Source organism: Micromonospora lupini str. Lupac 08, assembly GCF_000297395.2.
GTDB classification, from domain to species: domain Bacteria; phylum Actinomycetota; class Actinomycetes; order Mycobacteriales; family Micromonosporaceae; genus Micromonospora; species Micromonospora lupini.
In genome coordinates, this window is record NZ_HF570108.1 from 5,541,827 (window position 1) to 5,565,799 (window position 23,973).

22 protein-coding genes and 3 pseudogenes are annotated in these 23,973 nt (G+C 72.8%); 10 read left to right on the top strand and 15 right to left on the bottom strand.

Going from position 1 to position 23,973, the window contains the following annotated elements:
- Positions 1-12: 12 nt before the first annotated feature.
- On the bottom strand, positions 13-1,239 hold the full coding sequence (locus tag MILUP08_RS26255) for a helix-turn-helix domain-containing protein (protein ID WP_007463420.1): 1,227 nt from the start codon (positions 1,237-1,239) through the stop codon (positions 13-15).
- Positions 1,240-1,488: 249 nt separating this feature from the next.
- On the opposite strand from MILUP08_RS26255, the gene MILUP08_RS26260 reads away from it, so the two are divergent.
- Positions 1,489-2,160 (top strand): bifunctional DNA primase/polymerase, encoded by a 672-nt coding sequence (locus MILUP08_RS26260; RefSeq protein ID WP_007463422.1) that lies wholly within the window; start codon positions 1,489-1,491, stop codon positions 2,158-2,160.
- Positions 2,161-2,423: 263 nt separating this feature from the next.
- On the opposite strand, the gene MILUP08_RS26265 is transcribed toward MILUP08_RS26260, so the two are convergent.
- Genes MILUP08_RS26265 through MILUP08_RS26285 form a run of 5 tightly spaced genes read right to left on the bottom strand, consistent with a single transcriptional unit; the run spans position 2,424 to position 8,751 of the window.
- Entirely contained in the window at positions 2,424-3,146 is a 723-nt protein-coding gene (locus MILUP08_RS26265; RefSeq protein WP_039908828.1) for an FAD:protein FMN transferase, read from the bottom strand.
- 49 nt (positions 3,147-3,195) lie between these two features.
- Entirely contained in the window at positions 3,196-3,801 is a 606-nt protein-coding gene (locus MILUP08_RS26270) for an FMN-binding protein (RefSeq protein ID WP_007463426.1), read from the bottom strand.
- 11 nt (positions 3,802-3,812) lie between these two features.
- Positions 3,813-5,231, bottom strand: coding sequence for a ferredoxin reductase family protein (locus tag MILUP08_RS26275; protein WP_007463428.1), 1,419 nt, complete (start codon positions 5,229-5,231; stop codon positions 3,813-3,815).
- On the bottom strand, positions 5,228-6,619 hold the full coding sequence (locus MILUP08_RS26280) for a DUF1501 domain-containing protein (protein WP_039906667.1): 1,392 nt from the start codon (positions 6,617-6,619) through the stop codon (positions 5,228-5,230). The genes MILUP08_RS26275 and MILUP08_RS26280 overlap by 4 nt, the downstream gene beginning before the upstream one ends.
- Before the next feature lie 8 nt (positions 6,620-6,627).
- On the bottom strand, positions 6,628-8,751 hold the full coding sequence (locus tag MILUP08_RS26285) for a DUF1800 domain-containing protein (RefSeq protein ID WP_007463432.1): 2,124 nt from the start codon (positions 8,749-8,751) through the stop codon (positions 6,628-6,630).
- 431 nt (positions 8,752-9,182) lie between these two features.
- On the opposite strand from MILUP08_RS26285, the gene MILUP08_RS26290 reads away from it, so the two are divergent.
- Positions 9,183-9,440: a DUF3040 domain-containing protein gene (locus MILUP08_RS26290; RefSeq protein WP_007463435.1), complete on the top strand. Its 258-nt coding sequence runs from the start codon at positions 9,183-9,185 to the stop codon at positions 9,438-9,440.
- Positions 9,441-9,444: 4 nt separating this feature from the next.
- Here the strand turns inward: MILUP08_RS26290 and MILUP08_RS26295 are convergent, their stop codons facing one another.
- From MILUP08_RS26295 to MILUP08_RS37480, 3 genes and pseudogenes are all read right to left on the bottom strand, one after another.
- Positions 9,445-10,344, bottom strand: a complete 900-nt coding sequence (locus MILUP08_RS26295; RefSeq protein WP_007463437.1) for an SWIM zinc finger family protein — start codon at positions 10,342-10,344, stop codon at positions 9,445-9,447.
- A pseudogene (locus MILUP08_RS26300) lies at positions 10,344-12,992 on the bottom strand (DEAD/DEAH box helicase); the annotation flags it as partial. The pseudogene MILUP08_RS26300 and the gene MILUP08_RS26295, both read right to left, overlap by 1 nt.
- A gap of 123 nt (positions 12,993-13,115) precedes the next feature.
- Positions 13,116-13,583: pseudogene (locus tag MILUP08_RS37480) on the bottom strand (ATP-dependent helicase); the annotation flags it as partial.
- A 171-nt stretch (positions 13,584-13,754) separates the two neighbouring features.
- Here MILUP08_RS37480 and MILUP08_RS26305 point away from each other — a divergent pair.
- Positions 13,755-14,627 (top strand): carbohydrate kinase family protein, encoded by an 873-nt coding sequence (locus tag MILUP08_RS26305; protein ID WP_007463441.1) that lies wholly within the window; start codon positions 13,755-13,757, stop codon positions 14,625-14,627.
- A gap of 16 nt (positions 14,628-14,643) precedes the next feature.
- Here MILUP08_RS26305 and MILUP08_RS26310 read toward each other — a convergent pair whose 3' ends face one another.
- A complete protein-coding gene (locus tag MILUP08_RS26310) occupies positions 14,644-15,165 on the bottom strand; it encodes a DinB family protein (RefSeq protein ID WP_007463443.1) in 522 nt (173 codons plus the stop codon).
- 82 nt (positions 15,166-15,247) lie between these two features.
- Between MILUP08_RS26310 and MILUP08_RS26315 the strand changes: the two genes are divergently transcribed.
- Positions 15,248-15,454, top strand: coding sequence for a hypothetical protein (locus tag MILUP08_RS26315; RefSeq protein ID WP_007463445.1), 207 nt, complete (start codon positions 15,248-15,250; stop codon positions 15,452-15,454).
- 7 nt (positions 15,455-15,461) lie between these two features.
- On the opposite strand, the gene MILUP08_RS26320 is transcribed toward MILUP08_RS26315, so the two are convergent.
- Positions 15,462-16,604 carry a polysaccharide pyruvyl transferase family protein gene (locus tag MILUP08_RS26320; protein ID WP_007463446.1) on the bottom strand — a complete coding sequence of 381 codons (1,143 nt, stop codon included), beginning with the start codon at positions 16,602-16,604 and terminating at the stop codon, positions 15,462-15,464.
- A 78-nt stretch (positions 16,605-16,682) separates the two neighbouring features.
- Positions 16,683-17,150, bottom strand: a complete 468-nt coding sequence (locus MILUP08_RS26325; RefSeq protein WP_144057015.1) for a GNAT family N-acetyltransferase — start codon at positions 17,148-17,150, stop codon at positions 16,683-16,685.
- Between the two features lie 132 nt (positions 17,151-17,282).
- On the opposite strand from MILUP08_RS26325, the pseudogene MILUP08_RS26330 reads away from it, so the two are divergent.
- Positions 17,283-18,216, top strand: a pseudogene (locus MILUP08_RS26330) (phosphotransferase).
- Between the two features lie 28 nt (positions 18,217-18,244).
- Here the strand turns inward: MILUP08_RS26330 and MILUP08_RS26335 are convergent.
- A complete protein-coding gene (locus MILUP08_RS26335; RefSeq protein WP_007463452.1) occupies positions 18,245-18,871 on the bottom strand; it encodes an HAD-IA family hydrolase in 627 nt (208 codons plus the stop codon).
- Between the two features lie 133 nt (positions 18,872-19,004).
- Here MILUP08_RS26335 and MILUP08_RS26340 point away from each other — a divergent pair, with 133 nt between their 5' ends.
- Complete coding sequence (locus MILUP08_RS26340; protein ID WP_144057016.1) at positions 19,005-19,751, top strand: SDR family NAD(P)-dependent oxidoreductase; 747 nt, start codon at positions 19,005-19,007, stop codon at positions 19,749-19,751.
- Positions 19,752-19,807: 56 nt separating this feature from the next.
- Here the strand turns inward: MILUP08_RS26340 and MILUP08_RS26345 are convergent, their stop codons facing one another.
- Positions 19,808-20,356, bottom strand: coding sequence for a hypothetical protein (locus MILUP08_RS26345; RefSeq protein WP_007463457.1), 549 nt, complete (start codon positions 20,354-20,356; stop codon positions 19,808-19,810).
- 258 nt (positions 20,357-20,614) lie between these two features.
- On the opposite strand from MILUP08_RS26345, the gene MILUP08_RS26350 reads away from it, so the two are divergent.
- A complete protein-coding gene (locus tag MILUP08_RS26350; RefSeq protein ID WP_051065812.1) occupies positions 20,615-21,397 on the top strand; it encodes a hypothetical protein in 783 nt (260 codons plus the stop codon).
- A gap of 7 nt (positions 21,398-21,404) precedes the next feature.
- On the opposite strand, the gene MILUP08_RS26355 is transcribed toward MILUP08_RS26350, so the two are convergent.
- Positions 21,405-21,956, bottom strand: coding sequence for a DinB family protein (locus MILUP08_RS26355; protein WP_007463460.1), 552 nt, complete (start codon positions 21,954-21,956; stop codon positions 21,405-21,407).
- A gap of 89 nt (positions 21,957-22,045) precedes the next feature.
- On the opposite strand from MILUP08_RS26355, the gene MILUP08_RS26360 reads away from it, so the two are divergent.
- From MILUP08_RS26360 to MILUP08_RS36115, 3 genes are all read left to right on the top strand, one after another.
- Complete coding sequence (locus tag MILUP08_RS26360; protein WP_007463462.1) at positions 22,046-22,918, top strand: class I SAM-dependent methyltransferase; 873 nt, start codon at positions 22,046-22,048, stop codon at positions 22,916-22,918.
- A 209-nt stretch (positions 22,919-23,127) separates the two neighbouring features.
- Positions 23,128-23,595 (top strand): hypothetical protein, encoded by a 468-nt coding sequence (locus MILUP08_RS26365; protein ID WP_039906671.1) that lies wholly within the window; start codon positions 23,128-23,130, stop codon positions 23,593-23,595.
- Positions 23,596-23,794: 199 nt separating this feature from the next.
- Complete coding sequence (locus tag MILUP08_RS36115; protein ID WP_007463466.1) at positions 23,795-23,968, top strand: hypothetical protein; 174 nt, start codon at positions 23,795-23,797, stop codon at positions 23,966-23,968.
- The last annotated feature ends 5 nt before the right edge of the window (positions 23,969-23,973 follow it).

A 23,973-nucleotide genomic window follows, 5' to 3' on the forward strand; every position in this document is an offset into this window, starting at 1 on the left:
CCGGCTCCGCGCTCATACCCCTACTCCCATGTGCTCAGCCAACTCCGCTATCGGAGAAGGCGGCGCACCACGTGTGCGACGAAGGACGTCCGACATCACCTCGTGGGCGATCGGCCGGCAGCGGATCTCCGACGGCGCGAGCCGGTCGCCGCGCAGCAGCATCTCGCCGGCGTTCGCCACGTCGCCGATCTGGGCGTACCCCCGGGCGATGTCGAGCAGGTGGTGGGCGCGGCGCTCGGGCAGCAGCGCGTCGAACGCGGGCTCCACGATGCGTACGTGCACCTCGACCGCGCGGCCCCCGTCGCCCAGCTCGACGGCGGCGGCGGCCCGGTGCAGCTCGACGTTCGTCGGGCCGAACGAGGTCCAGTAGTGGTTGTGGTCGCCGCCGAGCAGGGTGGCGGCCTCCTGCGCGCAGTTGATCAGGTCGTCGACGCTTGCCGAGTCGCCGATCCGGGACGCGGCCATCGCACCCTGCAACAGCAGCATCCCGTAGACGGACAGCCGGGCCGGGGAGACCTCGTTGCTGCCGCCGGGCGCCAACCGGTTGGCGATCTGGACGTTCAGCTCCAGCGCCGGCCGGGCCCGGCCCATGGCGACCAGGGCGTTGCAGACCCGGGTCGTGGCGATGCCGGCCAGCAGCGGGTCGTCGGCCCGCTGGGCCACCGCCATCGACCGGTCGGCGGCCAACCAGGCCAGCTCGAACTCGCCGAGCTTGCGCAGCACCGACGAGGCGATCTGGTAGACCTGCCCGAGCAGGTGGGCCGCCTCCGGCGCCTGCGTTCCCCCGTACGCGGCGTCGGCCGCCTGAGCGTCGCGCAGCAACTTCGGCAGCGCCCGGGTGAGCATCCCGTAGCGGCCGTACTGGTAGGTGAGCCAGGCGTGGTTGACGGCCTTGCGCATGTCGTCCAGCGGAGGCGGGTACGGCACGGCGTCGAAGTAGGCGCTCATCGAGTCGTACCGCTCCAGGGCCGCCCGGATCTCCTGCACCTCGACCTGGTCGATGCAGTTCAGCCCGTCGGTACGCCGCTCCGGGTCCCGGCCCATCAGCAACTGCACGTCCATCTGGAGGATGTCGGCGATCTCGTAGAGGACGGAGAACTTGTCCAGCCGGCGGACGCCCCGCTCGACCTTGTCCACCCAGCTCTTCGACTTGCCCAGGCGGTCGGCGAAGACCTGCTGCGACATCTTGCGTCGGCCCCGCCAGTAGGCCACTCGCCGCCCAATGGGTAGCTCGTCCATCTCCCCATCCCTCCCCTGCCGTCGCCACCCATCGGGTGCCGACGATGTCCGCGGGTGCGGCGATCAGTCGTCCGTCTTGAAGTTTTCGCTGGTCGCACAGCCTGTACGTCAGTCGGACAGTCAGTCCTCGTAACTTTCGTGCAAGTTGCACGAGCCGTTCGTCAACCTCAACGATCGTGGGTTACGGCAGTGACGGTGCTCGACATGCGACCTGGCGTTCGCCGGGCCCAACGAGGGGAGATGGCACACATGTGGGGGAACGTCGTACCGCGCGTCGCCGAACTGTCGCCGCTGGAACGCGTCCGGCTGCGCCGGGTCGCCATCCGGTACGCCGTACACGGCTGGGAGGTGACGCCCGGCGCCTGCCTCGCCCGCAGCAGGTTCGTCTGCGGTCGGGCCGGCTGCCCCACCGTGGGTTGCCACCCCGCCCTCGAGAACTGGGAGCTGGCCGCCACCACCGACCCGGCCCGGGTGGCCACCTGGTGGCGCACCCGCCCGCACGGCGTGCTGCTGCCCACCGGACGGACCTTCGACGTGCTGGAGGTGCCGGCCCACCTCGGCCGGCACGTGCTCGACGCCGTGCAGGTCCACCCGGCCGGCACCGGCGTACGCGGACCCGTGCTCGTCACGCCCACCGGGCGGTGGATGTTCCTGGTCCGCCCCGGCGACCCGCTCCGACCGGAGTTGGAGCACTGCTTCCACGTCGTCCGGCACGGGCCGGGCTCGTGGATCCCGGCGCCGCCCACCCGGCTGCCCGAGGGGACCGTCCGCTGGGCGGTCGCCCCGGAGCAGGCCCGCTGGCAGCTCCCCGACTCCTACCTGGTGCAGAACACCCTGATCGAGGCGCTGCGGGCCAGCGGGGTGACGCTCGCACCCGACCTGCTCCCCGGCCACCTGCCCCTGCCTCGCCGGGGTAGGTGACCCGGCCCCGGCCGACGATTCGATCCGGTGGCCGACAGCGTCGCCGGGCGGCCGGCGCTCGTTGAGCAGGTGACAGCGCGAACGCGCGCCACGAACGGGGGAACGATGTCCACACACGACAGGTCGCCGTATCCCGGCGGCACCGAACCGCCCCGTCGCAGCCACCCGCGGCACCGTTGGGCGGGCACCCGCCCGGCCGGCTCGCGCCCCGGGCGGCCCCGCCCCACCGGCACCCGCCCCGCCGGCACCCATCGCCCGCTGCGCTAGACGGTCAGCGGAAGCGCGGTGGAGTGGAACTGGCGGGCGTCGTCGGTGACGACCGCGTGCGTGTGGTCGCCGAGACGGTCCAGCCAGCCGATTCCCCCCGCTCCCATGGCCAGGGCTGCGGTGGCGTAGGCGTCGGCGACGCCGAGGTCGCTGCCGACCACTGTCACCGAGCGCAGCCCGCCGGCCGGCGCGCCCCGGCGGGGGTCCAGCACGTGCCGGCCCCGCTCGTACACGCCGGAGGTGGCCACCGCCAGGTCGGTGCCGGCAAGCACCAGACAGGTCGCCATCGCGTCCCAGGGGTGCCGGATGCCGATCCGCCACGGCTCGCCGGCCGGCGAGAAGCCGCGGACGCGTACGTCGCCGCCGGCGTTGACGCAGTGGTTCGCCGCGCCGGCGGCGAGCAGCCGGTCGGAGGCGACCTGCGCCGCCCAGCCCTTCACGAACCCGGACGGGTCGAGCCGTCCGGTGGCGTACGCGTCGAAGAACCCGTCGGTGGCGCCCCACAGGTCGGCGCACGCCTCCAGCACGAAGCGCAGGTCCGTCGACGCCTCGGAGAGCAGCACCTCGCCCCGGTCGAAGCGGCACACCTCGCTGTCTTCCTTGTACGTGCTGAACCGGGCGTCGACCTCACGCATCCAGGCGAAGACCTCGTCGGCAAGCTCGTGCAGCCGCGCGGGGGGCAGGTCGTCGGCGAGGTCCAGGGTGATCGCCGTACCCATGATCTGCTCGACCCGGCACAGGCCGGGTCGGATCATCGCCGCCGGCACGTCAGAACGCCTGCTCGATCGCGGACCGCAGGGAGCTCTTGTAGGCGATGCTGGTCTCGGTGGCGCCGGAGACGGTGTTGAGGTTGGCGCTCTGCTTCTGCACCACCTCACCGCCGGTGCCGTTGTACGTGTCCCGCACGTCGCCGCTGTGGATGTCGGACTCGCCGCCGCTGGGCAACGCCAGGGTGGTGGCTTCGATGATCTTGCTGCCGGAGACCACGATCTGCACCTGCACGTACCCGTAACCCTTGGCCGTGTCCACCGGCGGGCCGGTCACCCGGCGGGTGGTCGACTGGGGCGGCTTGGTGGTGGTGCGCGGCGCGCTCGGGGCCTTCGCGGTGGTCTTCGTGCCCGACGGCCGCGCGGTGGTCCTGGTCGGCTTGGGCGACGACGACGGTGCGCCGGCGGTCACCGACGGCTTCGGCGCCGCGCCCGTCGGGCCGACGGCCGGGTCGGCGCTCGGGTCGACGACCTGTCCGGTCGGGTTGACCGGCTGCGCGGTCGGCAGGTTCTGGGCGACCTGGGTGGTGCCCGGCGAGCCCTTGAGCACCACCAGGGCGGTGGTGCTGGCGGCCAGACCGGTGATCGCGAACAACGCGCGACGCATGCGATGCCTTCCTACAGCTCGAACGTGGCCAGGTGAATCTGCCGGCGGGGCACGCCGGCACGGCGCAGCGCGCGTACCGACTGCTCCACCAGCCCGGGCGGCCCGCACAGGTAGACGTCGCGCCGGGCCACGTCGGGCACCAGTTGGCGCAGCCCGTCCGGGCTCATGAGCTGGCGGGGGCCGGGGTCGTCGCGGGAGCCGATGACGTACCAGATCGACGTGTCGCGTTCCTGGGCCAGCCAGTCCAGTTCCCGGCTGAGCAGCACGTCGGCAGGCGTACGGGCCCGGTAGATCAGGGCGGCGCCCGGGGGCAGCTCCTCCAGCATGGCCCGGATGGGCGTGATGCCGCTGCCGCCGGCGATCAGCAGCGCCCGCTCGCGCACCCGGTGGGCCGCCGTGAAGGTGCCCGACGGGCCGTGCGCCCAGACCCGGGTTCCCGGGTCGAGGTCGCGCAGGTCGGCGGTGTGCCGGCCGACGACCTTGACGGTGAGCCGCAGCCAGCGGCCGTTGGCGGCGGCGGAGACGGAGAACGGGTGCGACTGCCACCAGCTGCCGGGGGTGAGGAAGCGCCAGCGGAAGTACTGCCCGCCGAGCATCTCCAGGCGGTCCAGCCGATCACCGGTGAGGTAGATGGAGACCGTGTCCGGGCTCTCCGCGACCACGTCGGCGACCCGCAGCCGGTGGCGCATGTTGAACGCCAGCGGCGCGATCACCCGGCCCCAGAGCAGGGCGGCGACCACCAGCAGGTACAGGGCGATCCAGCCGGTCCGTACCGGGCCGGGCCGGTAGAGCTGCCCGCCGTGGCTGAACTGGTGCCCGTAGCCGAGCAGCAGTACCAGGTAGCTCGACCGGTGCAGCAGGTGCCACACCTCGTAGGGCAGCGCCCGACGGATCGCCCGGACGCTGCTGAAGCCGACCACGAGCATGATGCCGGCGGCGACGAAGGCCGAGAGCATGTCCTCGTAGTCGCCGAGCAGCGTGCCCACCTCGGCGAGGATCGAGTGGTTCCGCAGGTCGGCGTACCCGACGAGGATCAGCGACAGGTGCGACAGCACGGCGACAAGCAGCGTCGCGCCGATGTCGCGGTGCCAGCGGGCGAGCTGCTCGCCGCCGATCCACCGCTCGAGCACCGACAGCCGGCTCATCATGAGCACCTGCACCAGCAGCAGGTAACCGGCGATCAGGCCGGTGATCCGGCCGGCCGCGGTGACGGTGGCCGCGGTGGTCCGCAGCGAACCGGCGGGGGTGCCCAGCCACCAGGGCAGCACGCTGGCGAGCAGCCCGACCAGGAGCAGCGCGGCCAGCAGCCGCCGGCCGCCGGGTCCGCGCCGGGCCGGGATCTGCGGGGGTACGGGAGCAGCCGACCGGCCGCCGTGCCGGGACGAGGTCCCGGTGCGGCGGCCGGCGGCGTGGGTGTGCGAATGCGTCACGCGTACAGCTTCATCGGCTTGTAGGCCCGGTCGCTGCCGGGGAAGAGCATCTTCTCCACCTGCGCGTTGGTCAGGCCGAACCGACCCTGCGCCACGGAGCCGTACACGTTGAACATGTTGTTGTACTCCGGCACGTCGCCGGAGTCCAACTTGTCCAGGCCGTTCCAGGTGCCCAGCAGAGAGCTGGCCAGCTTCTTGCCGGAGAGCACGGTGACCACGCCGCCGTGCCCGTGGTCGGTGCCGCCCTTGTTGGAGCTGACCCGCCGGCCGAACTCGCTGGACACCATGATCGTCACGTCGGCGGCCTGCGGGCCGAGGTCGGTGAAGAAGGCGGCCATCGCGCTGGCCAGCTCGCCCAGTCGGCGGTGCAGTTGACCGCCCTCCTGGGTGCCCTGGTTCTCGTGGGTGTCGTAGCCGCCCATGCCGACGGTGGCGACCCGGACGTTGGCGCCGCCCTTGATGAGCTGGGCGAGCTGCTGGAAGGCGTTGCCGATGCCCTCGTACTTGACACCCGCGGCGGGCTGGTACGGCTTGGCGGCGAGCTTCTGCGCGGTGGCAAGCGCACCCATGCCGTCCTGCACGGCCTCCTCGACCGGGTGGTTGATCCCGGTGAAGAGCCCCTTGATCGCCTTCTCGGTGGCGGCCCGGAACTTGTCGTCGCCGTTGAGTCGCAGCGAGCCGACGCTGTTCAGCGACAGCGCGCCGTTGTTGCCGACAAGCGAGCGGGGCAGCGTGCTGCCGATGCCGACGCCCCGGAAGGCGGTGCCCGTGCCGAGGTGGTCGACCAGGTTGTCCAGCCAGCCCCGGCCGCCGGTCTCGTGCGGCAGACCGCCCAGGTTGCAGGCGTCCGCGGCCTGGAAGTGGCTACGGGACAGGCGCTCGTCCGAGACGGCGGGGATGAAGCCGAGCTGACCGGCCTTGAGGTACTGCTCCAGCGGCTTGAACGCGCTGGTCAGCTTGAAGCCGCGGGCCAGGGCCAGCGAGTCGTTGCCGAGCAGCAACTCGGGCCGGCCCTTGGTGAGCGCCGGGTCGCTGTCCGGTGCGACAAGGCTCAGCCCGTCCAGCCCGCCGTAGAGGAAGACGTGGATCAGCGTGCCGGTCTTGGTCGCCGCGAACGACGCCGAGGTGGTGACGAACTGGGCGGTGGCCAGCGCGGTGGCGGTGGCCGCGGCACCGGCGACGAAGGTCCGCCGGGTGACGCCGCGACCGTCCTGCTGGGCCTCCTCCAGATCCTCCAGGGTCCGGTAGCGGTCGGCCTCGGCGGCCTTCTCGGCGGCGACGATGTCGGCCTCCGCGCGCAGCAGTGCCTCGGTCGGGTTGTCGGCCAGCCGCCCCAGGTCGGGGCATTCGGGGTGCAGGGGGAAAGAGTTGTACACAGTCTTCTCCATCGGGTGCCTCACCGGAGGTGGTGCTGGGGGGACGCGAGGATCGCCCGCGCGACGGCGGTGATGGCCCCGTTGAACGTGGCATCGACCTTGGTGGTCGCCGAGACGCCGGCGACGCCGAGGATCAGGTTCTTCTCCCGGGCGGTGAGCTTCTGGTGGACCAGCCGCTGGGCGAGCGCGTCCACGTACGCCCCGGCGGTGGCCGGCGGCTTGGCGACCAGCTTCTCCGGCGCCGTGTACGTGAAGGAGGTGCGGTAGCCGGCAATGATCTCGCCGGCCTCGTTCCAGCCGTTGACCATGGTGCCGGCCGAGGTCCACGCGACGTAGACGTCGGGGTAGCCGTCCGGGGTGGGCTGACCCATCGGGTACTGACCCAGCTCGCGCAGCTTGTCGTGGATCTGCCGCAGGCCCCGGGCGAACGGGGTGCGCTTGTTGTCGCCGTTGTCGTTCTTCGCCGACGCCTCCGGCGAGACGCCCAGGACGCGGTACGTGGCGACCAGGTACTCCATCGGCCGGCGCACCTTCTGGCCCACCGCCGCCCAGAACTCTGACGAGCTGAACAGCGCCATCAGCACCGGCTTGATCATGCCGTTGTTGCTGGTGTACGCCTTGGCCAGCCGGTCCACGAGGGACTTCGGCGGGGTGTCCGAGACGAACCGGGTCGCGAGGCTCTGCGCCACGTACTTCGCGGTCGAGGGGTGCAGCGCGATGTAGGTGATGTACTTGTCGATCGCCGCGTCCACGGCGGCGATCTCCTTGGCCGTCGGGTTGTTGACGTCCTTGATGCTGAACGTGTTGGCGTGGGTGAAGCCGAGGATCTTCACCTTGCCCATGTAGTGCTGGTTGACGCGCAGGACGTACTGGCCCTTGTCGTCGACGCCACGGCCGGTCTGCAGCATGGCGGCCTGCCGGACGTCGCCCTCCTTGTAGCCACCGTCGACGCCCACCGAGTACAGCTCCAGGTTCTCCCGGGCGAGGTTCTCGTTGATGGCGTCCTTGCGGGAGTCCTTCTGGTTCAGGTAGATCAGCAGCGCGGGGTGCTTGTTCGCCGCCACCAGCATCTCGGGGTAGCTGCCCAGCGCGTGCTTGCGCACCACGTCCTTGTCGAACGACGTGCGGTACACCTCTCCGCCGTCGAAGTCGGCGGCGACGTGCAGGAAGTCGTTCCAGAAGTCGACCATCACCTCGAACAGCTGGCGCTTCGACCAGATCTGCCGGGCCAGGGTGGCGTCGACGACCTCACGCTCCGGCTGGGCGCCCTGCTCGTTGAGCTTGTCCCGCTGGTCACGCAACTGCTGCACGGAGAGCGTCTGGGTGGGCAGCTCGGCGAGCTTCAGCTCGGCCTTGCTCGGCTCGATCTTGTCCGGGTCGAGCTGCCCGCGGATCCAGGCGTCGATGCCCTGCTTCTTGATGTCGGAGACCACTGCGGGCGTCGCGCCGAAGGTGGTCCGCCGGGCCAGGTGCAGGATCGGGTCCTTGGCGAGCACCGTCTTGACGGTCACCTTGGTCTCCGCGGCGGCCGCGGCCGGGCCGGAGAAGGTCCGGCCACCGCTTGGCGCGTTCTTCTTCAGCGCCTCGCCGGCCCGGGAGCCCATGTAGCTCTCGTTCTGCTCGGTGTAGGTACGCACCGTGCTGGGCTGCTGCCCGCTGGGCCGCGCCAGGGTGCCGTCGGTGACGGCGCTCCCGGTCGCGTCGCCCGCGGCTGCCTCGTCACCGAAGAGGCTGCGGAACTGCGGGGTCATGGCGAGGGCCGCGCCACCGGCCACGACGGCGGCGGTGCCACCGAGCGCGACAATGGCCTTGCGCCGGCCGACCTTGCGGCCCGGCTCGTCGTCATCGTCCAGGGTGGGCAGTCCGGCGCCGGCCGGACGCGCCGGGGCCGGGCGGCCCAGACCCTCCGGGCCGACCCACTGCGGCCCACGCGGGGCGGGGGCGGGCTGTCCGGCGTGCGCGTACCCGTCGCCGTACTGCTCGCGCGGGTCGCCCTGGGCCGCGTAGCCGCCCTGGTAGGGGTGGGGCGAGTCGTATCCGTACGACGCGGTGGGGTCGCCGTAGCTGTCCGAGGTGTGGTGCTGGCGTCCGTCCCAGCCGCGGTCGTCCCGCGGTCGACGTGGTGGCACATTCTGGTCGGCCATGTACCAATCCCGATTTCTGATGAGCGCCGGAAGCTGCGACCGAGCGGGTGCGGCAGGTGCGGCGACTGTTGCCTGAGGGGGTTGCTACGGCAAGGTAACCAAGCGCTCAGGTGCCTTCAAGGTGGGCCGAACACGCCGGTGAGGGCACTTAAGACAGCCCTCACCACCGCGTTCGTGGCCGGCCGGTGACGTGAGCCGTGCTCCGACCTTCCCAGCAGGGCGGACGTGCGGCAGCCGGGTACGGATCGGACCACGCCGCCGTACGCGACACGTTCCGCGCCGTTCACCACCACAGGCAAACTTAAGGTTTGGCTAAGCCGGACGTGAGGTGTCCTCACACGGAGGAAAAGTAGGAGGAGCGGGCGAGCGTGAGCCGCCGCCGCAGCGGGTATGCCGCCGAACCGCTGGACGCGTGAGGGGAAGGCAGCGCCATGCTCAGCAAAGAGGATCAGCGCAGGTTCGACCAGATCACCCGTCAGCTCCGGGAGAGTGACCCGGCCTTCTTCGCCCGGCTGGACCACCGGGCCCGAGCCCGCAGGGGCCGCTACCTGATGTTGTTGACCATCGTGCTGTGGGCGTCGCTCCCGGCGATGGCCGTGTTCGCCGGCCGGCTGGCCGGCGCGATCTGCGCGGTGGTGCTGGTGGCCAACGCGGCGATCATGTGGCGGTTCCGCCGCCGCTGGACGTGACCGCTCACCCCGGGCCGAAAGCCCGGTACGCGCGCCGCAGCCGCTCCAGCAGGCCCGGCCCACCGATGGCCGGCGCCGGCGGGCCGAGTTGGCGCAGCAGGAGATCCGGCCCGGTCGCCAGCCGCGGCGGCCGGTCGGGCAGCGGCACCGGCGCCGCCCAGAAGCGGTCCACCGCCTCCGCGAGAGGGGTGGCCGCCAGCCCGGCGAGCGCCCGGGCCGCACCGACCGGCGGCAGCACGTCCACCGCGTCCACAACCGACGGTACGGCGTCCGGTGTGGACGGTCCGGGAGGCACCGCCGTGCCGGTGGCCTCGGCCCGGCGGGCGCGCAACCGGTCGAGCAGGTCCGCGCGCGAACGGCCACGCCAGTGCAGCAGCTCGAACGGGTCCGCGTCGAACGCCTCGGCGAGCAGATAGAACGTGGCCGCGAGGTGCTTGCACGGCACCGCGAAGTCGGGGCAGTTGCAGCGTTGGGTCAGCTCGTCCACGGCGGCCGGGAACAGCGGGGCGCCCGCCGTCACGAACAGCTCCTCCAGCTCGTCGGGCAGGTCCCCGGCGAGCAGGCGGGCGCTGAAGAACGCCTGCCCGGCCAGCTCGTCCTCGATCCGGGTCCAGAGCGCGGCCGGGAACGTCGCCAGCGCGATGGAGACCTCGTACGGCCGGGGCCGGGAGCCCTGCACCTGGGCGGTGACCCGGCCCGGCGCGATGTCGAGCCGGAGCACCTGACCCGCCCGCGCGTACGACCGGCCCCGGGTCAGCCGGGTGCCGAGCGCGAACGACTCCAGCACCTCCAGGAAGCGCCGGGACCACCAGGACCGCCCGATCGCGCCCCGGGCGCTTCGTGCCCGCAGCCCGCCGTCGACCTTGCGGGGACGGCCGTAGTCGGCGAAACGGTCGGTGCTCATCACTCCACCACCGCCCCGGCCTCCAGGGCGAACAGGTCCCGCAACTGACCCGTGGACAGCTCGGTGATCCACTGTTCGCCGGTGCCCACGACCCGCTGGGCGAGGGCGCGCTTGTCGGCGATCATCGCGGCGACCTTCTCCTCCACGGTGCCGGCGCAGACGAACTTGCGGACCTGCACCCGCCGGTGCTGCCCGATCCGGAACGCCCGGTCGGTGGCCTGGTCCTCGACCGCCGGGTTCCACCACCGGTCCACGTGCACCACGTGGTTGGCGGCGGTCAGGGTGAGACCGGTGCCACCGGCCTTGAGCGACAGGACGAACAGCGGCGGTCCGTCGGCCGACTGGAAACGCTGCACCAGGGCGTCCCGCTCGGCCTTGCCGAGCCCACCGTGCAGGAACAGCACCTCCCGGCCGAACCGCGCCGACAGGTGACCGCGCAACATCGCGCCGAACTCCGCGTACTGGGTGAACAGCAGCGCCCGCTCCCCCGCCGCCAGCACCTCCTCCAGGATCTCGGTGAGCCGGGCCAGCTTCCCGGAGCGGCCTTCCAGCGCCGAGCCGTCGCGCAGCAGTTGGGCGGGGTGGTTGCAGACCTGCTTGAGCCGGGTCATGGTGGCCAGCACCAGCCCGCGTCGCTCGATGCCGTCGCTGGTCTCGATCCGGGCCAGCATGTCGTCGACCACCACCCGGTAGAGAGCGGCCTGCTCCGCGGTGAGGTTGCAGAGCACCTCCATCTCCAGCTTCTCCGGCAGGTCCGAGATGATCGACGAGTCGGTCTTGAGCCGGCGCAGCACGAACGGGCCGGTGATCCGGCGCAGCCGCTCGGCGGCCTCGGCGTCGCCGTGGCGCTCGATCGGCTCGGCGAACCGCTTGCGGAACGTCGCCGCCGGCCCGAGCAGCCCCGGATTGGCGAACTGCATGATCGACCACAGGTCCGCGAGCCGGTTCTCCACGGGCGTACCGGTCACCGCCACCCGCTGCCGGGCCGGCAGCGCGCGGACCGCCTCGGCCTGCCGGGTGGAGGCGTTCTTGATCGCCTGCGCCTCGTCCACCACCACCCGGTGCCAGTCGATGCCGGCCAGGTCGACGGCGTCACGGGCGGCCACCGAGTAGGTGGTGAGGACCAGGTCCGCACCGTGCGCGGCAGTCGTGAACTCCGCCCCCCGCGCCCGCTCGGCCCCATGGTGTACGTGTACCCGCAGCCCCGGGGTGAACCGGGCGGCCTCCCGCTGCCAGTTGCCGACCAGCGACATCGGACAGACCAGCAGGGTCGGCCCGGCCTCCGGCGGATCTCCGGCGAGCAGCGCCAGCAACTGCACCGTCTTGCCCAGCCCCATGTCGTCGGCGAGCACCCCGCCCAGGCCGAGCGACCGCAGGAACGCCAGCCAGGCCAGTCCCCGCCGCTGGTACGGCCGCAGCGTCCCCTGGAAACCCGGCGGCGGGTCGAGCGGGGTGAGCCGGCGCTCGACGGCACCGGCGAGCAGGTCGCCCAACGCCCCGTCGGCGGTCACCTCCAGCACCGGCAACGCCTCGGTGTCGTCGCCGTCGGCGAGGCCGAGGCGCAACAGGTCGGCGACGCTCAACTCGCCGGCCGAGCGGAGCAGGCGCAGACCCGCCGCGAGCCGACCCGGGTCCAGCTCCACCCACCGGCCGCGTAGCCGTACCAGCGGCGTCTTCAGCTCGGCCAGCGCCGCCAACTCGTCGGCGGACAGCGGCTGGTCGCCGAGCGCGACCTCCCAGCGGTAGTCGACGAGCGCGTCCAACCCGACGCCGGCCTCGGTGCTGGCCACCGTGCCGGGTGCGGTCCGGCTGCGGGCGCGCAGCCGGGCGCCGAGCCGCGCCGACGGCCGCCGCCACCAGGACGGCAGCAGCACCCCGAAGCCGGCGGCGTGCAGCACCGGAGCGCCCTCGCTGAGGAACCGGTGCGCGCCCTCGACGTCCAATTCCATCGCCTCGGGCGCGGCGGTGCGCAGCGCGGCGTCCAGGTCGGGCCAGAGCCGGCTGGCCCGGCCCAGCTCCGCGAGCAGGGTCTCCTGCGGACTGGCCGTACGGTCGGCGAGACCGTCGAGCGTGTGCGCCCGCCAGACCTCCCCGGCGTCGATGTGCAGACCCGGCTCGTCGGCCGCCTGCAACCCGAACTCCAGCCGCCACCGCGCGCCGACGACCGGCGCCTCCTCGACGAGGCCGGCCTCCGCCGACCCGGCCGCGTCGCCCGGTAGCGGACGGGTGGCCAGGATCGGCTCGGTGACCTCGTCGGGGGCCGGTTCCACCAGGCGGAAGCTGGCTCGGACAGCGCCGCCGGCCGCGTCCCGCTGCCAGTCGTCCAGCTCGGCGCGAAGGATATCCAGCGCCGCCTGGTCGACACTGAAGTCGCGGCGAGGACCGGCGAGCGCGGCCAGCCAGGCAGGCGCGGGCCCACCGGGCCGCACCCCTCGGGCCAGCGTCGTGGTCGCGAGGGCCGCCCGCGCGGCGGCGTCGGTGAGCGCGTCGAGCGCGTCCGCGACCAGCACGGCAGCCGTCACCTCGGACCCCTCCGGATCGGAGGTGCTCGCTGCGGCGGCACGGGCGGCGGGCGGCAGGGCCAGTGCCAGCGATCGCGCCCAGCCGGCGTCGGTGCCGGTCAGCAGCGGACGCCACACCGCCCGCGCAGTCACCTGGTCCGCGGCCGGTCCGGCTACGCGGACATCGGCCGACCCGGCGCGCGACACTCCGCCGCCCTCCGTCGCGTCGGCGTCGGCGTCGGCCGGCCCGGGGGTGTTGATCGGCGTGCTGACGCCGGGGAGGACACGGCCCCGGGCCACCAGGTCGGCGGCGAAGTCGGCCAGCTCGGCGAGGTGACGCAGGGTCGCCCCGGGCACGACCGGGAGGTCGTCCAGGGCGCGCAGCAGGAGCAGGGCGTCGTCTGGGGCGTACACCAGGGTGGGCACCCGCCACGCGGCCAGGGTGAGCCGGCTCCGGGCCGGGGGTGCGACGGTGGTCCGGATCAGTTCGGGTGAGTCGGTCGGCGCGCCCGCCCGGGTGGGCAGGGCGAGCAGCGCGGTGGCCGGGCGGGCCGGCTCGGCGGCGTCGGCGAGGGCCGCGGCCAGCTCGACGTGCCCGGCGGCGAAGGGGTGTGGGCGCTCCCGGGGCGGCCGGCCGGAGCGGGCCGGCGCGGGCGGCGCGGCGCTGTCCTCGGCCCAGAGCGCGAGGCCGCCGGTCGAGCTGTCGCCGGGCTTCCACAGCCCGTGGATGACCAGCACCTACTCCCCCTCGTCGCCGCCCGCGCCCAGGATAGGCGGCCCCCGGCGCGACCCCGGCGCACCCCTCGCGCCATCGCGCGGTTCCGGTCGACGTTGTGCGCCGTATGCCCGTTATGCCCGCGACCGAAAGTGCAAGATCGGCGAGGGGGACGCATGGGTTAGCGTCGACGTGTGGAGGATCTGCTTGTTGTCGGAGGGCTCGGGGTGGATGTGCGGGTGCGGGTGCCCGCGCTGCCGTTGCCGGCCGCCGATTCGCACACCGTCGAGCCGATCGAGCTGCGGATCGGCAACACCGGCGCCGGGGTGGCGCTGGCCGGTCGGGCGCTCGGCCTGCGGGTCCGGGTGGTCGACACCCTCGGCGCGGACCCGGCCGGCGATCTGGTCCGGGCGGCGCTGACCCGGGCCGGGGTGCCGGCGGTGCTGGCGCAGGACCGCGGCGGCACCCGACGGTCGGTGAACCTGGTGGACCCGGGTGGCCGACGCACCTCGCTGTACGACCCACGCCCGTGGCGAGGCGACCCGCCGTTCTCGCCCAGCCAGATCGCCGAACTGGTCCGGGGCGTCCGGCACGTCCACCTCTCGATCATGGACTGGGCGGTGCCGTTGCTGCCCGCCGTGCGGGCCGCGCTCCCGGCGGGCATGTCGCTCTCCACCGACCTGCACGACTGGGACGGCACGAACCCCTACCACCGGCCGTTCGCCGAGGTCGCCGACCTGGTCCTGGTCAGCGGGGTGCGGCTGGCCGAGCGAGCCGCGGCGCTCGCCGGCACGCTGGCCCCCCGGACCGTGGTGGTGACCCGGGGCGCGGACGGCGCCGACCTGTACCCGGGCGACGGCACGCGGGCGCCGGTGCCGCCCGCCGCCGCGCCGGGGCCGGTGGTGGACAGCAACGGGGCCGGCGACGCGTTCGCGGCCGGGCTGATCGCCGGGCGGCTGCGGGGCGAGCCCCTGCCGGAGGCGGCCCGGTACGCGGCACGGGTCGCCGCGGCGGCCTGCGCCCACGACGGCATGGAGTATCCGCCGGGCCTGCTACCCGCCGGATGACGACGGACGGCCGGGGTCAGAGCGCGCCTGTCGACCCGTCGGTCAGCTCGCGCAGGATGTCGGCGTGGCCGGCGTGCCGGGCCGTCTCCTCGATCAGGTGGACCAGGATCCAGCGCACCGACACCTCACCGAGCTGCGGGTGCGGCACCACGTGGTCGAGGTCGAAACGGGCGGCGACCGCCCGGGAGCGGGCGCAGGCCCGCTCGTACGCGTCGACGAGCCCGTCGACCGTGTCGCGCTCGTCGACCGTGAAGCTCGCGACCGCGTCCTCCTCCGAGGTCAGGTAGACGTCGTCGGGCTCGGGCGCGAGCAGCACCGGGAACCAGTTCCGCTCGACGACCGTCAGGTGCTTGACCAGCCCCGCGAGCGTGGTCGCGGAGGGCACCAGCCGGCGGGTCGCCTCGGCGTCGGACAGGCCACGCAGCTTGCGCAGCACCACGGCACGGTGGAAGTCGAGGAACGAGTCCAGCACGGCGCGCTCGTCGCCGACGCGGGCGAGCACCGGGCCGAGCGTCGGATCGATGGTCTGCTCCACCATTCGCCGACCCTAACGACGTCGGAGCCCTCGCGCTGCCCCGCATCCCGCTGCGAGGCGCGCTCGCGACAGGCAGGATGGGCGCATGGCTTCATCCGTGCAGATCCTCCTCGTCGGCGGCGCGGCGGACGGGCAGACCGTGACCGTCGAGCTGGACACCAACGGCCGCCCGCCGCTCACCCACCACCACCTCGGGTCCGGTGGGCTGGCCGGTGCGCAGATCTACGAGTTGGAGTCCGCCCGCGAGGAGAGCCGCGAGTGGCGCTACCGGTGGACCGGCCCGGCGGTGTGACAGCTGGTCAGGCCCGGGTGAGGGTCTGGCTGCGCAGCCTCTCCAGCACGCCACGGGTGACCTCCGAGGTGCCCCGGGCCTGTTCGCAGACCTCCGCGACCCGGCGGGCGGTGGCCTCGGCGCGTTCCGCGCGTTCGTCCCAGAGCCGGTCGACCTCGGCCAGCAGCGGACCCTCCACCTCCCGCTCCACGCCGCGCAGCGCCGGCACACCGAGCCGCTGGGCCAGGTCGAAGACCTTCCCGGCGTACGGCAGCGGCAGGAACGGCGTGCCCACCATCGCCGCGAAGATCAGGAAGTGCAGGCGCATGCCGACGGCCAGGTCGAAGTGGCGCATCAGCCCGAGCACCTGCTCGGGCGAGTAGGTGCCGTGCAGGATCCGCCCCCGCTCGGCGGCGACCATGTGCGACAGCACCCCGTGGGAGTGCCGGATGTCGTCGCGTTCCATCGGCACGAACAGCACGTACGCGTCGATGCGGTGCACCAGGAAGTCGCCGATCTGGGCGAGCAGCCGGTGGTAGCCGTCGACGTCGAGGCGTTCGGCGGCCCGTCCCGGCTCCCGCACGCTGATCCCGACCAGCCTCTTACCTGCCGGCACCCCCTCCTCGGCGAGCAGGTGCGCCGGGAAGTCGGCCGGCTGCAACAGGAACGCCGGGTCGGCGGTGACCGTGATCGGGTTGAGCAGTCCCGCCTCCTCCAGGACCATCCGGGACTCCTGGTCGCGGACGGTCACCTGGGTCGCGCCGGCGAGGGTCTCCCGGACCATGCCGGTGTCGACCGCGTCGCTGAGCGGCCCGACCCCCACCGCGTACGTGATGAGGGGCAGGCCGCGTTCCTGGGCGACCCGGACGACCCGCAGGTAGCGGCGGGCCTCCCGGTCGTAGAGGATCCCGCCGCCGCCCAGGATGAGCAGGTCGAGCTGGGCCAGCACCAACGCCGAGTCGGTCCGGCTGACGCCCTCCCAGGGCACCGCCTCCACGTCCGGGTGGGCGGCCCGGGTGTGGTCCGGGTTCCGGGAGAAGACGATGATCCGGGCGTTCGGTTCCTGCGTGCGTAGATCGGTGAGCAGGCCGGTGAGGATCGCCTCGTCGCCGAGGTTCCGGCCGCCGTACGAGCCGAGCACACCGATGGTCAGTCCGGCGCCATGCGTCATCCGTCGCTCCTCCCCGGGTGCGTTCCGCAGCGGTTTCCCGCTGGTCGGAGGAACAGTCCTGGCCGGGGCGGCGGTGGCTCAGCCGGACGGGTCGAGGCGCTTGGCCATCTGTTGCGCGGTGACCTCGAAGCCCAGACTCCGGTAGAGCCCGATCGCCACGGTGTTCGTGCCGAAGACGTTCAACCCCAGCTCGGCCACCCCGAGTCCGGCCAGTTCGGCCTCGATGAGCTGGATCATCCGTCGTGCGTGCCCACGCCCCTGGTACGCCGGATGGACCTCGATGTTCAGAATCCACGCCTGCGTCGGACCACCCGCCGTACCCACCCCGGGCAGGCTCACCCAGATCCACCCGACCTCGGTGTCGCCGACCCGCGCCAACCGCAGCAGCACTCCCTCGGTGGCCGCGCCCGCCGGCAGCCCTTCCCGCATCTGCTGCGCCGACCGCTCCCGTGCCGCCTCCGGGGTCATGCCCCGGTGCGCGACCAGATCCTCGGCGTAGCCCACCTCCAGCGGTTCCCACAGCCGGGCCAGTTCCTCTTCGGTCATCGGCGACAGCGTCAACTCCACCGGGGCCTCCCCTTCGATCTCGAATCCAGCGGGTAGTGCAGCAGAACACCGCCGACGCCGCCACCGGGAATTGGGTTGTTCGTCGAGGCGGGCCGGGCGCACCGTGGGTGGATGCAGCGGACAGCGACGCGGATCGGCTGGGGTGATCTGCCGGCGGCGGTCCGGTCCGCGGTGGAGGGCATCATCGGTGACCGGGTGATCGAGGCGGTGTCCCAGCCGGGCGGCTTCTCGCCGGGCACCGCCGACCGGGTCCGCACCGCGACCGGCCGGCGGGCCTTCGTGAAGGCGGTCAGCCCCGCACAGAACCCGGACAGCCCGGTCATGCACCGCGCCGAGGCCCGTACCTCCGGCGCGCTGCCGACGACGGCGCCGACGCCCCGCCTGCTGGGCTGCCACGACGACGGCGAGTGGGTGGCGCTTGTCTTCTCCGACGTGAACGGACGGCACCCGACAACCCCGTGGCGGGCCGACGAGCTGACAGGTGTGCTGAACGCACTGGAGGCGATGGCCGTTGCGCTCACCCCGAGCCCGGTCGCGCACGTGCCGGCCGCCGCCGACCTGCTGGCCGGGGACTTCGCCGGCTGGCACCGGATCGCCGCCGACCCGCCGCCACGACTCGATCCGTGGGTGCGCGCCCATCTGGACCACCTGCGGCACGCCGCCGACGAGGGTGTCGCCGCGCTGACCGGCGACACGCTCTGCCACCTGGACGTGCGGGCCGACAACCTGCTGCTCGACGCCGCCGGCACGGTGACAGTGGTCGACTGGCCGTGGGCCTGCCGGGGGCCGGCCTGGCTGGACACCGCGTTACTGCTGGTGAACGTCCGCCTCTTCGGGGGGGCACGACACCGAGGCGATGCTGGGCCGGCTGCCGCTCACCACCGGTGTCGACCCGGCCGCGCTCACCGGTGTGTACGCCGGGCTGGCCGGCTTCTTCGCCGACAGCGCCCGCCGCCCGCCGCCACCCGGCATTCCCACCGTACGGGCGTTCCAGCAGGCCCAGGCCGACGCGCTGCTCCCGTGGCTGGCCCAGCGACTCACCTGACCCCGCCCGGGCTCCGCGGGGCTGGCGGTCAGCGTGCCGCAGCCGCCGCCAACCCGTACGCCAGTTGCGTCAGGTCGACCAGCCGCAGGTCGCCGTCGAGTCCCTTGAGCGCGGCGGTCATCGCGCCGGCCGCGCGCCCGGCCTGCAACCCGACCTCGGCGTCCTCGACGACCAGGCAGCGCGCCGGTGCCACGTCGAGCAGCGCGGCGGCCCGCAGGTAGCCCTCCGGGGCCGGCTTGCCCGCGCGCACGTCCTCGACTGTGACAAGCACGGGCGCGGTGATGCCGGCGGCACCGAGCCGGGCCTCGGCCAGCCGGACGTCGGCGCTTGTCACCACCGCCCAGGGCAACCCCAACCGGGCCACCGTCGACAGCAGCTCGTGGGCGCCCGGGGTGGCCCGCACGTCGGACAGGTCGTCGTACTGCAACGCCAACTGCCGTGCCGCCGCCACGGCGACCGCCGCGTCGTCGAGCGCGGGAAGGAGCCGGCGGATCGTCTGATCGGCGGGTCTGCCGTGCGCGATAGCGAGCGCCGCCGCCGGCTCGACCGCGTACTCGGACGCCCAGCGCTCCCAGGCCCGCTCGACGGCGGCGTCGGAGTCGACAAGGGTGCCGTCCATGTCGAACAGCACCGCGTCGACGTCTGCCAGCTCCACGACCACACTCCCCCTACGCTCCGTCACGAGGATAGGGCGTCGCCGACCGGCGGCGGAAAACGGACCCGGCGCTGGGAACCAGTGGTCCGATGGCCGCCAGACTCGACGACGAGCCGTCGACATGATCGTTTGCATGACGACGACGACACTTGACGGCAAGGCCGCCCTGGTGACCGGGGGTTCCCGCGGCATCGGGGCCGGTATCGCACTGCGCCTCGCGCAGGACGGGGCCGACGTGGCGCTCACCTATCGGCAGGACGCCACGCAGGCCGCGGCGGTGGTGAAGCGGATCGAGGCATTGGGCCGGCGGGCCCTGATGATCCAGGCCGACAACGCCGACCCGACGGCCGTCCGGGACGCCGTCGACCGGACGGCCGCCGAGCTGGGCCGGCTGGACATCCTGGTCAACAACGCGGCCGTGTTCCTGGTCGGCGCCGTGGGCGATCTCGGCGCGGCGGAGTTGGAGCAGACGATCGCCGTGAACGTGCGGGCGCCGTACCTCGCCGTGCGGGCGGCGCTGCGGCACCTGGGCGACGGCGGACGGATCATCAGCATCGGCAGCAACGTCGGGGAACGGGCGGTCTTCCCCGGGCTGGCCCTGTACTCGATGAGCAAGACCGCTCTGGTCGGGTTGACCCGAGGGCTGGCCCGCGAGCTGGGCCCCCGGGGCATCACCGTCAACCTGGTCAACCCGGGGCCCACGGACACCGACGCCAACCCGGCCGACGGGCCGAACGCGGCGGCCATCGCCGGCTTCACCGCCGTCGGCCGGTACGCCCGCCCCGCCGACATCGCGGCGACAGTCGCGCACCTGGCCGGTCCCGAGGCGGGCTACGTGACCGGGGCGGTGGTGAACGTCGACGGGGGCTTCACCAGCTGAGGACACCGGGCTGCGGCAGCCCGTCGACAGGCGTGCGGCGCCATCCTGCCCCCGCGTCAGCCGTCCCGACCCAACGCCTGACGCACGACGTCGACGAAGGAAACCCGGCGATTCGTCCGTACCTCGATGGCCGCGAGCCAGCGCTCCCGATGCCTGTCGCGCAACGGCACTGCCGCGTCGCCCGGCTCGTCGGCGAGCCGGCGCTGCTCGGCGTACTCCGTGGTGACGCTGGCCAGCACCGACCGGCCCGCCGCCGCGACGTCCGCCGGACCCTCAAGCAACACCAGGTTGTACGCCTCGTCCACGGCGCGCAGCGCCGCGTACGTCTCGTCGTAGCCGGGCGTGGCAGTGTCCACGCCCGGCTCGACCCACCGTCGGTCCAACCGCCGGTACGCCGCGTCGCAGGCGCTGAGGAACCCGACGTACGCGTCGCGCCGCAGCTCGTCGCGGCGGGTCGCCCACCGCTCGGCGCTCTCCTGGCGGGCGACGGTGAGCTGGTGGGCGAGTTGCCGGCGGGTGCTGAGCGCGCCGACCAGCCCGGTCAGGGCGGCAGCGGCCAACGTGGACAGTGACGTGATCAGCGCGACGGCAACGGTGTCCTGCACGCGCCCATCATGACTGTCGCGCAACACGAGCCAGCGCCGGCACGTGTCACCCCACACGGGCTGCCGAAAACGGGGTCACGTTGTGTACGCGCTGTTGATACAGTCGGGCCTTCCCCTTGATCAACAAAGGACGTCGCCATGACCGGGGCTGACCCTGCCGCAAGCCCGCCGCCGGACCCCACCCCGGCCTCACCAGATCCCACTGGCGCACCGGACACGTCGCCCGAGCTCGCGTCAACGCCGGATCAGGCGCCAGCCATGCAGCTGCCACCGCCGCCGGCCGATCCGACCGGCCCGCCCGGGTGGGTTGCCGCCCAGCCGCCCACCAGCTCGAACCGCACCGCCATCGTCGCCGCCGTCGTCGGAGGCGTCGTGGTCGTCCTGCTGGTGCTGTGCCTCGGCCTGGTGAGTGGCTTCTTCCTGCTGCGTGACAGTGAGACCACCGCGTCCGACCCGGAGGCCACCGCTCCGGCGCGCCCCCCGACGAACGCCAGCCCCTCCCCCAGCCTCTCCGAGGAACCCGTCGTGCAGGGGCCGCAGGCCAGCGCGTACCCGGCGGAGAAGATCGAGGACCTGAACCGGGTGTGCGACGAGGACGTCTACTACCCCGAGCTGCCCAAGCGCGCCGGTAAGGCACCGCACCCGGTCGTCCTGCTCCTGTCGGACACCCCTGGTCTACGCCGCAAGAACGACACCTACTACTACGACCTGGGCCTGTCCAAGAAGGTCGAGCAGACGTGGTCCTCGGAGGACCCCAAGGTCGTGCAGATCGTCGCCTGCCTGGACCGGGTCAGCTCCGGCTCGACGATCCGCACCTGCAAGTTCGACGACCCGAAGCCGCAGAGCCTGCCGCTGGTACGGACCAGTTGGCGTCTGCGGGTCTACGAGACGGCGACCGGCCGCAAGCTGCTGGAGAAGAAAATGACCGGCGACGACCAGAAGTGCCCGTACGTCGTCCTGGTCGGCGCCGACAAGAAGATCTACGCCGAGGTCAGTGATCGGGCGGCGATCGCGGCACTACGCAACCTGGTGACCAAGTAGCTTTCGGTCAGCGGGGTGGGTCCTCGCCGGTGAGCCCGTCCACCGACTCCCGGATCAGGTCGGCGTGCCCGACGTGCCGGGCGTACTCCTCGATCAGGTCGACCAGGACGCGGCGCAGGCTCGGCACCCGCCCGTCGGGCCACTCGCCCCGGGCCAACTGCTCCGGGCCGCCGTCGGCGAGCAACTCGGCGACTGTGGCCCGGGAACGGGCCACCGCCTCCCGCCACAGCGTGTAGAGCTGTTCGGGGGTGTCCTCGGCGGCCGTTCGCCACTCCCAGCCGGGGTTGGCGTCCCAGTCGACGGTTTCCCACGGCGGCCCGGGTGAGCGTCCGGCCAGCTTCAGCGAGAAGTACAGGTCCTCGACCAGGGCCAGGTGCTTGAGCAGCCCGCCCAGGGTGATCGACGACGGGCCGAGCGTCGCCCGCAGGCCGGCCGCGTCGAGCCCGCCGGTCTTCCACGCCAGGGTGGCGCGCTGGCGGTCGAGGGAGCCCAGCAGGGTGGCGGTCTCGTCGCCCGCGATCGGCGGTTCGGGGTGACCGTGCTCGTCCGCGTTGGTCATGGGGATCGAGGCTAGCGGGCCGAGGGGCCTCGCGGAACGCTACCGTCGGCCACGGAGCCCATGCCTGAGCAAGGACGGGAGCGATACCAGTGCCGAGAACCCCACAGCCGAGTCGCACGGCGGTGCTTGTCTGCCAGGGCCGCGCGGCGGCGGACGGCCTGGTCGCTCCCGGCCGTTTCGCGGACCCGACGGCAGTGCGCCTCCTCCGCGCCGACGAGCGCGAGGCCGTCGAGTGGGTACGCCACGCCGCCGCCCCCGGGCCGTGGCGGCAACGGGTCGACTACGAGACGGTACGCGCCAACGCCGAGATGATCGTGCCCCGCACGGTCGCGATCGACGACGCCGTACGCGCCCACCCCAGCTCGCAGGTGGTTATCCTGGGGGCCGGGTTGGACGGTCGCGCCTGGCGGATGGCGGAACTCGCCGGCGCGACGGTCTTCGAGGTCGACCAGCCGAGCAGTCAGCGCGACAAACGGGAACGCGCCGAGGGCCTGCCCGGCAGTGGGCCGACGTTCGTCGCGGTGGACTTCGGCCGCGACCGGCTCGCCGAGGCGCTGGCAGTAGCCGGGCATCGCCCGGGCGAGCCGACGACGTGGATCTGGGAAGGCGTCGTGCCGTATCTGACCAGGGCCGAGGTGTCTACGACGCTCGCCGCGATCGCCGCCTGCTCGGCGCCGGACAGCCGTCTCATCGTCAACTTCCAGTTGCCCGGGAAATCTCTGACGCTGGGCCGGCTCGTCGCACGGCTGCTGATGGCGTCCACCGGCCGGCGCAGCGTCTGGGCGAAGGAGCCATGGCGCTCGACCTGGACGCCCGACGCCATGGCCGCCCTGCTCGACCGCCACGGCTTCACCGTCACCGGCGACCACGACCTGCTCGACACGGCGCGGGCACTCGACCTGCCGATCCGCCGTGCCACGTCACTCGCCCACAGCCGGGTGATGGTCGCGGATCACGCCTGACCCCGGGTGGGACTTGGGCCTCAGCGCCGGGTGCGCTTGCGGCGTACGGCCCAGACGCCACCGGCGATCGCTGCCGCCGCTGGCAAGAAACAACAAATGCTGAGGACCGCGAGGTGCCACGGCTTGATTGCGCCCATGACCGCGAAGGCTAACGGGTGCGGTCAACGCCGGGCTGCCGACTCGGGCGGACGCACGTACCATCCTGCGGCGTGAAGCCGCGGGTGGTCATGCTGGACCTCGGAGCGACTCCGTCGCCGTCCGGATCAGGTGAACTGCTGCTCGCGGACGAGCGCAGCTGTCGCCTCGTCTTCGTAGCCCTGGGGGAACCATGGGCACGACAGGTGGCGATGGCGACCTTCACCGGCTTCTCCCAGGTGATCTTCGGCTACCCGAACGACGAGGCGTTGCCCGGCCATCCCCTCCATGACCCCACCGACGGCTGGGAGTACGGGTTCTACGAGGTGCAGGGATCGCCGTGGCCCGGCCGGTTGGCGGCAGAGAACCGCGTCGCGTTCCCCGACCAGACGGCCTCGGGGTCGCAGCGCCACTTCCTGGTGGTGTGCCATGAGGACCTCGTCGAGGTGCTCTCCGACGACGTGACGGTCGAGCTTTTCGACGAGCCGTTCGAGGAGGTGGCAATGCGCGCGCTACGGCTCAACATGGGAGCGCACGGTTGACTCGGCGCTACCACTTCTGGCGCCATTCGAGGCGACCTCGATACGGCACAGCCGCCGCGTTGCCCCGCTGGACGTACAGCACCTCGTCCTCAACCCACCAGACGTCACCGACGCGGAGGAAGCGCCAGACCCCCGCACACCACCGACGCCGCCTTTGGCAGAGTGTTGATCAACCAGTCCTGCTGATCACGGGAGTGTCATGGCCAGAGCCGGAGATGGAGCGGGCGACACCCGTAACGCATTCAAGAGCCTGTTGGCGATCGGCAGCCTCAGCGGCATCGCCCTGGTCGCCATCGTGGCACTCGTCGTCCTCCTGTGCTGCGCTCCCTGCCTCTGGTATCGAACGCTCTCGCCAGACCTGCCCTTCAACTGAATTTG

Coding starts and splice junctions, on each gene's coding strand:
- MILUP08_RS26320 (WP_007463446.1), bottom strand. CDS start 16,604: ATGACGCATGGCGCCGGACTGACCATCGGTGTGCTCGGCTCGTACGGC.
- MILUP08_RS26295 (WP_007463437.1), bottom strand. CDS start 10,344: ATGAGCACCGACCGTTTCGCCGACTACGGCCGTCCCCGCAAGGTCGAC.
- MILUP08_RS26280 (WP_039906667.1), bottom strand. CDS start 6,619: ATGGAGAAGACTGTGTACAACTCTTTCCCCCTGCACCCCGAATGCCCC.
- MILUP08_RS26270 (WP_007463426.1), bottom strand. CDS start 3,801: ATGCGTCGCGCGTTGTTCGCGATCACCGGTCTGGCCGCCAGCACCACC.
- MILUP08_RS26325 (WP_144057015.1), bottom strand. CDS start 17,150: ATGACCGAAGAGGAACTGGCCCGGCTGTGGGAACCGCTGGAGGTGGGC.
- MILUP08_RS36115 (WP_007463466.1), top strand. CDS start 23,795: ATGGCCAGAGCCGGAGATGGAGCGGGCGACACCCGTAACGCATTCAAG.
- MILUP08_RS26260 (WP_007463422.1), top strand. CDS start 1,489: ATGTGGGGGAACGTCGTACCGCGCGTCGCCGAACTGTCGCCGCTGGAA.
- MILUP08_RS26315 (WP_007463445.1), top strand. CDS start 15,248: ATGGCTTCATCCGTGCAGATCCTCCTCGTCGGCGGCGCGGCGGACGGG.
- MILUP08_RS26355 (WP_007463460.1), bottom strand. CDS start 21,956: ATGACCAACGCGGACGAGCACGGTCACCCCGAACCGCCGATCGCGGGC.
- MILUP08_RS26350 (WP_051065812.1), top strand. CDS start 20,615: ATGCAGCTGCCACCGCCGCCGGCCGATCCGACCGGCCCGCCCGGGTGG.
- MILUP08_RS26310 (WP_007463443.1), bottom strand. CDS start 15,165: ATGGTGGAGCAGACCATCGATCCGACGCTCGGCCCGGTGCTCGCCCGC.
- MILUP08_RS26340 (WP_144057016.1), top strand. CDS start 19,005: ATGACGACGACGACACTTGACGGCAAGGCCGCCCTGGTGACCGGGGGT.
- MILUP08_RS26285 (WP_007463432.1), bottom strand. CDS start 8,751: ATGGCCGACCAGAATGTGCCACCACGTCGACCGCGGGACGACCGCGGC.
- MILUP08_RS26290 (WP_007463435.1), top strand. CDS start 9,183: ATGCTCAGCAAAGAGGATCAGCGCAGGTTCGACCAGATCACCCGTCAG.
- MILUP08_RS26265 (WP_039908828.1), bottom strand. CDS start 3,146: ATGGGTACGGCGATCACCCTGGACCTCGCCGACGACCTGCCCCCCGCG.
- MILUP08_RS26255 (WP_007463420.1), bottom strand. CDS start 1,239: ATGGACGAGCTACCCATTGGGCGGCGAGTGGCCTACTGGCGGGGCCGA.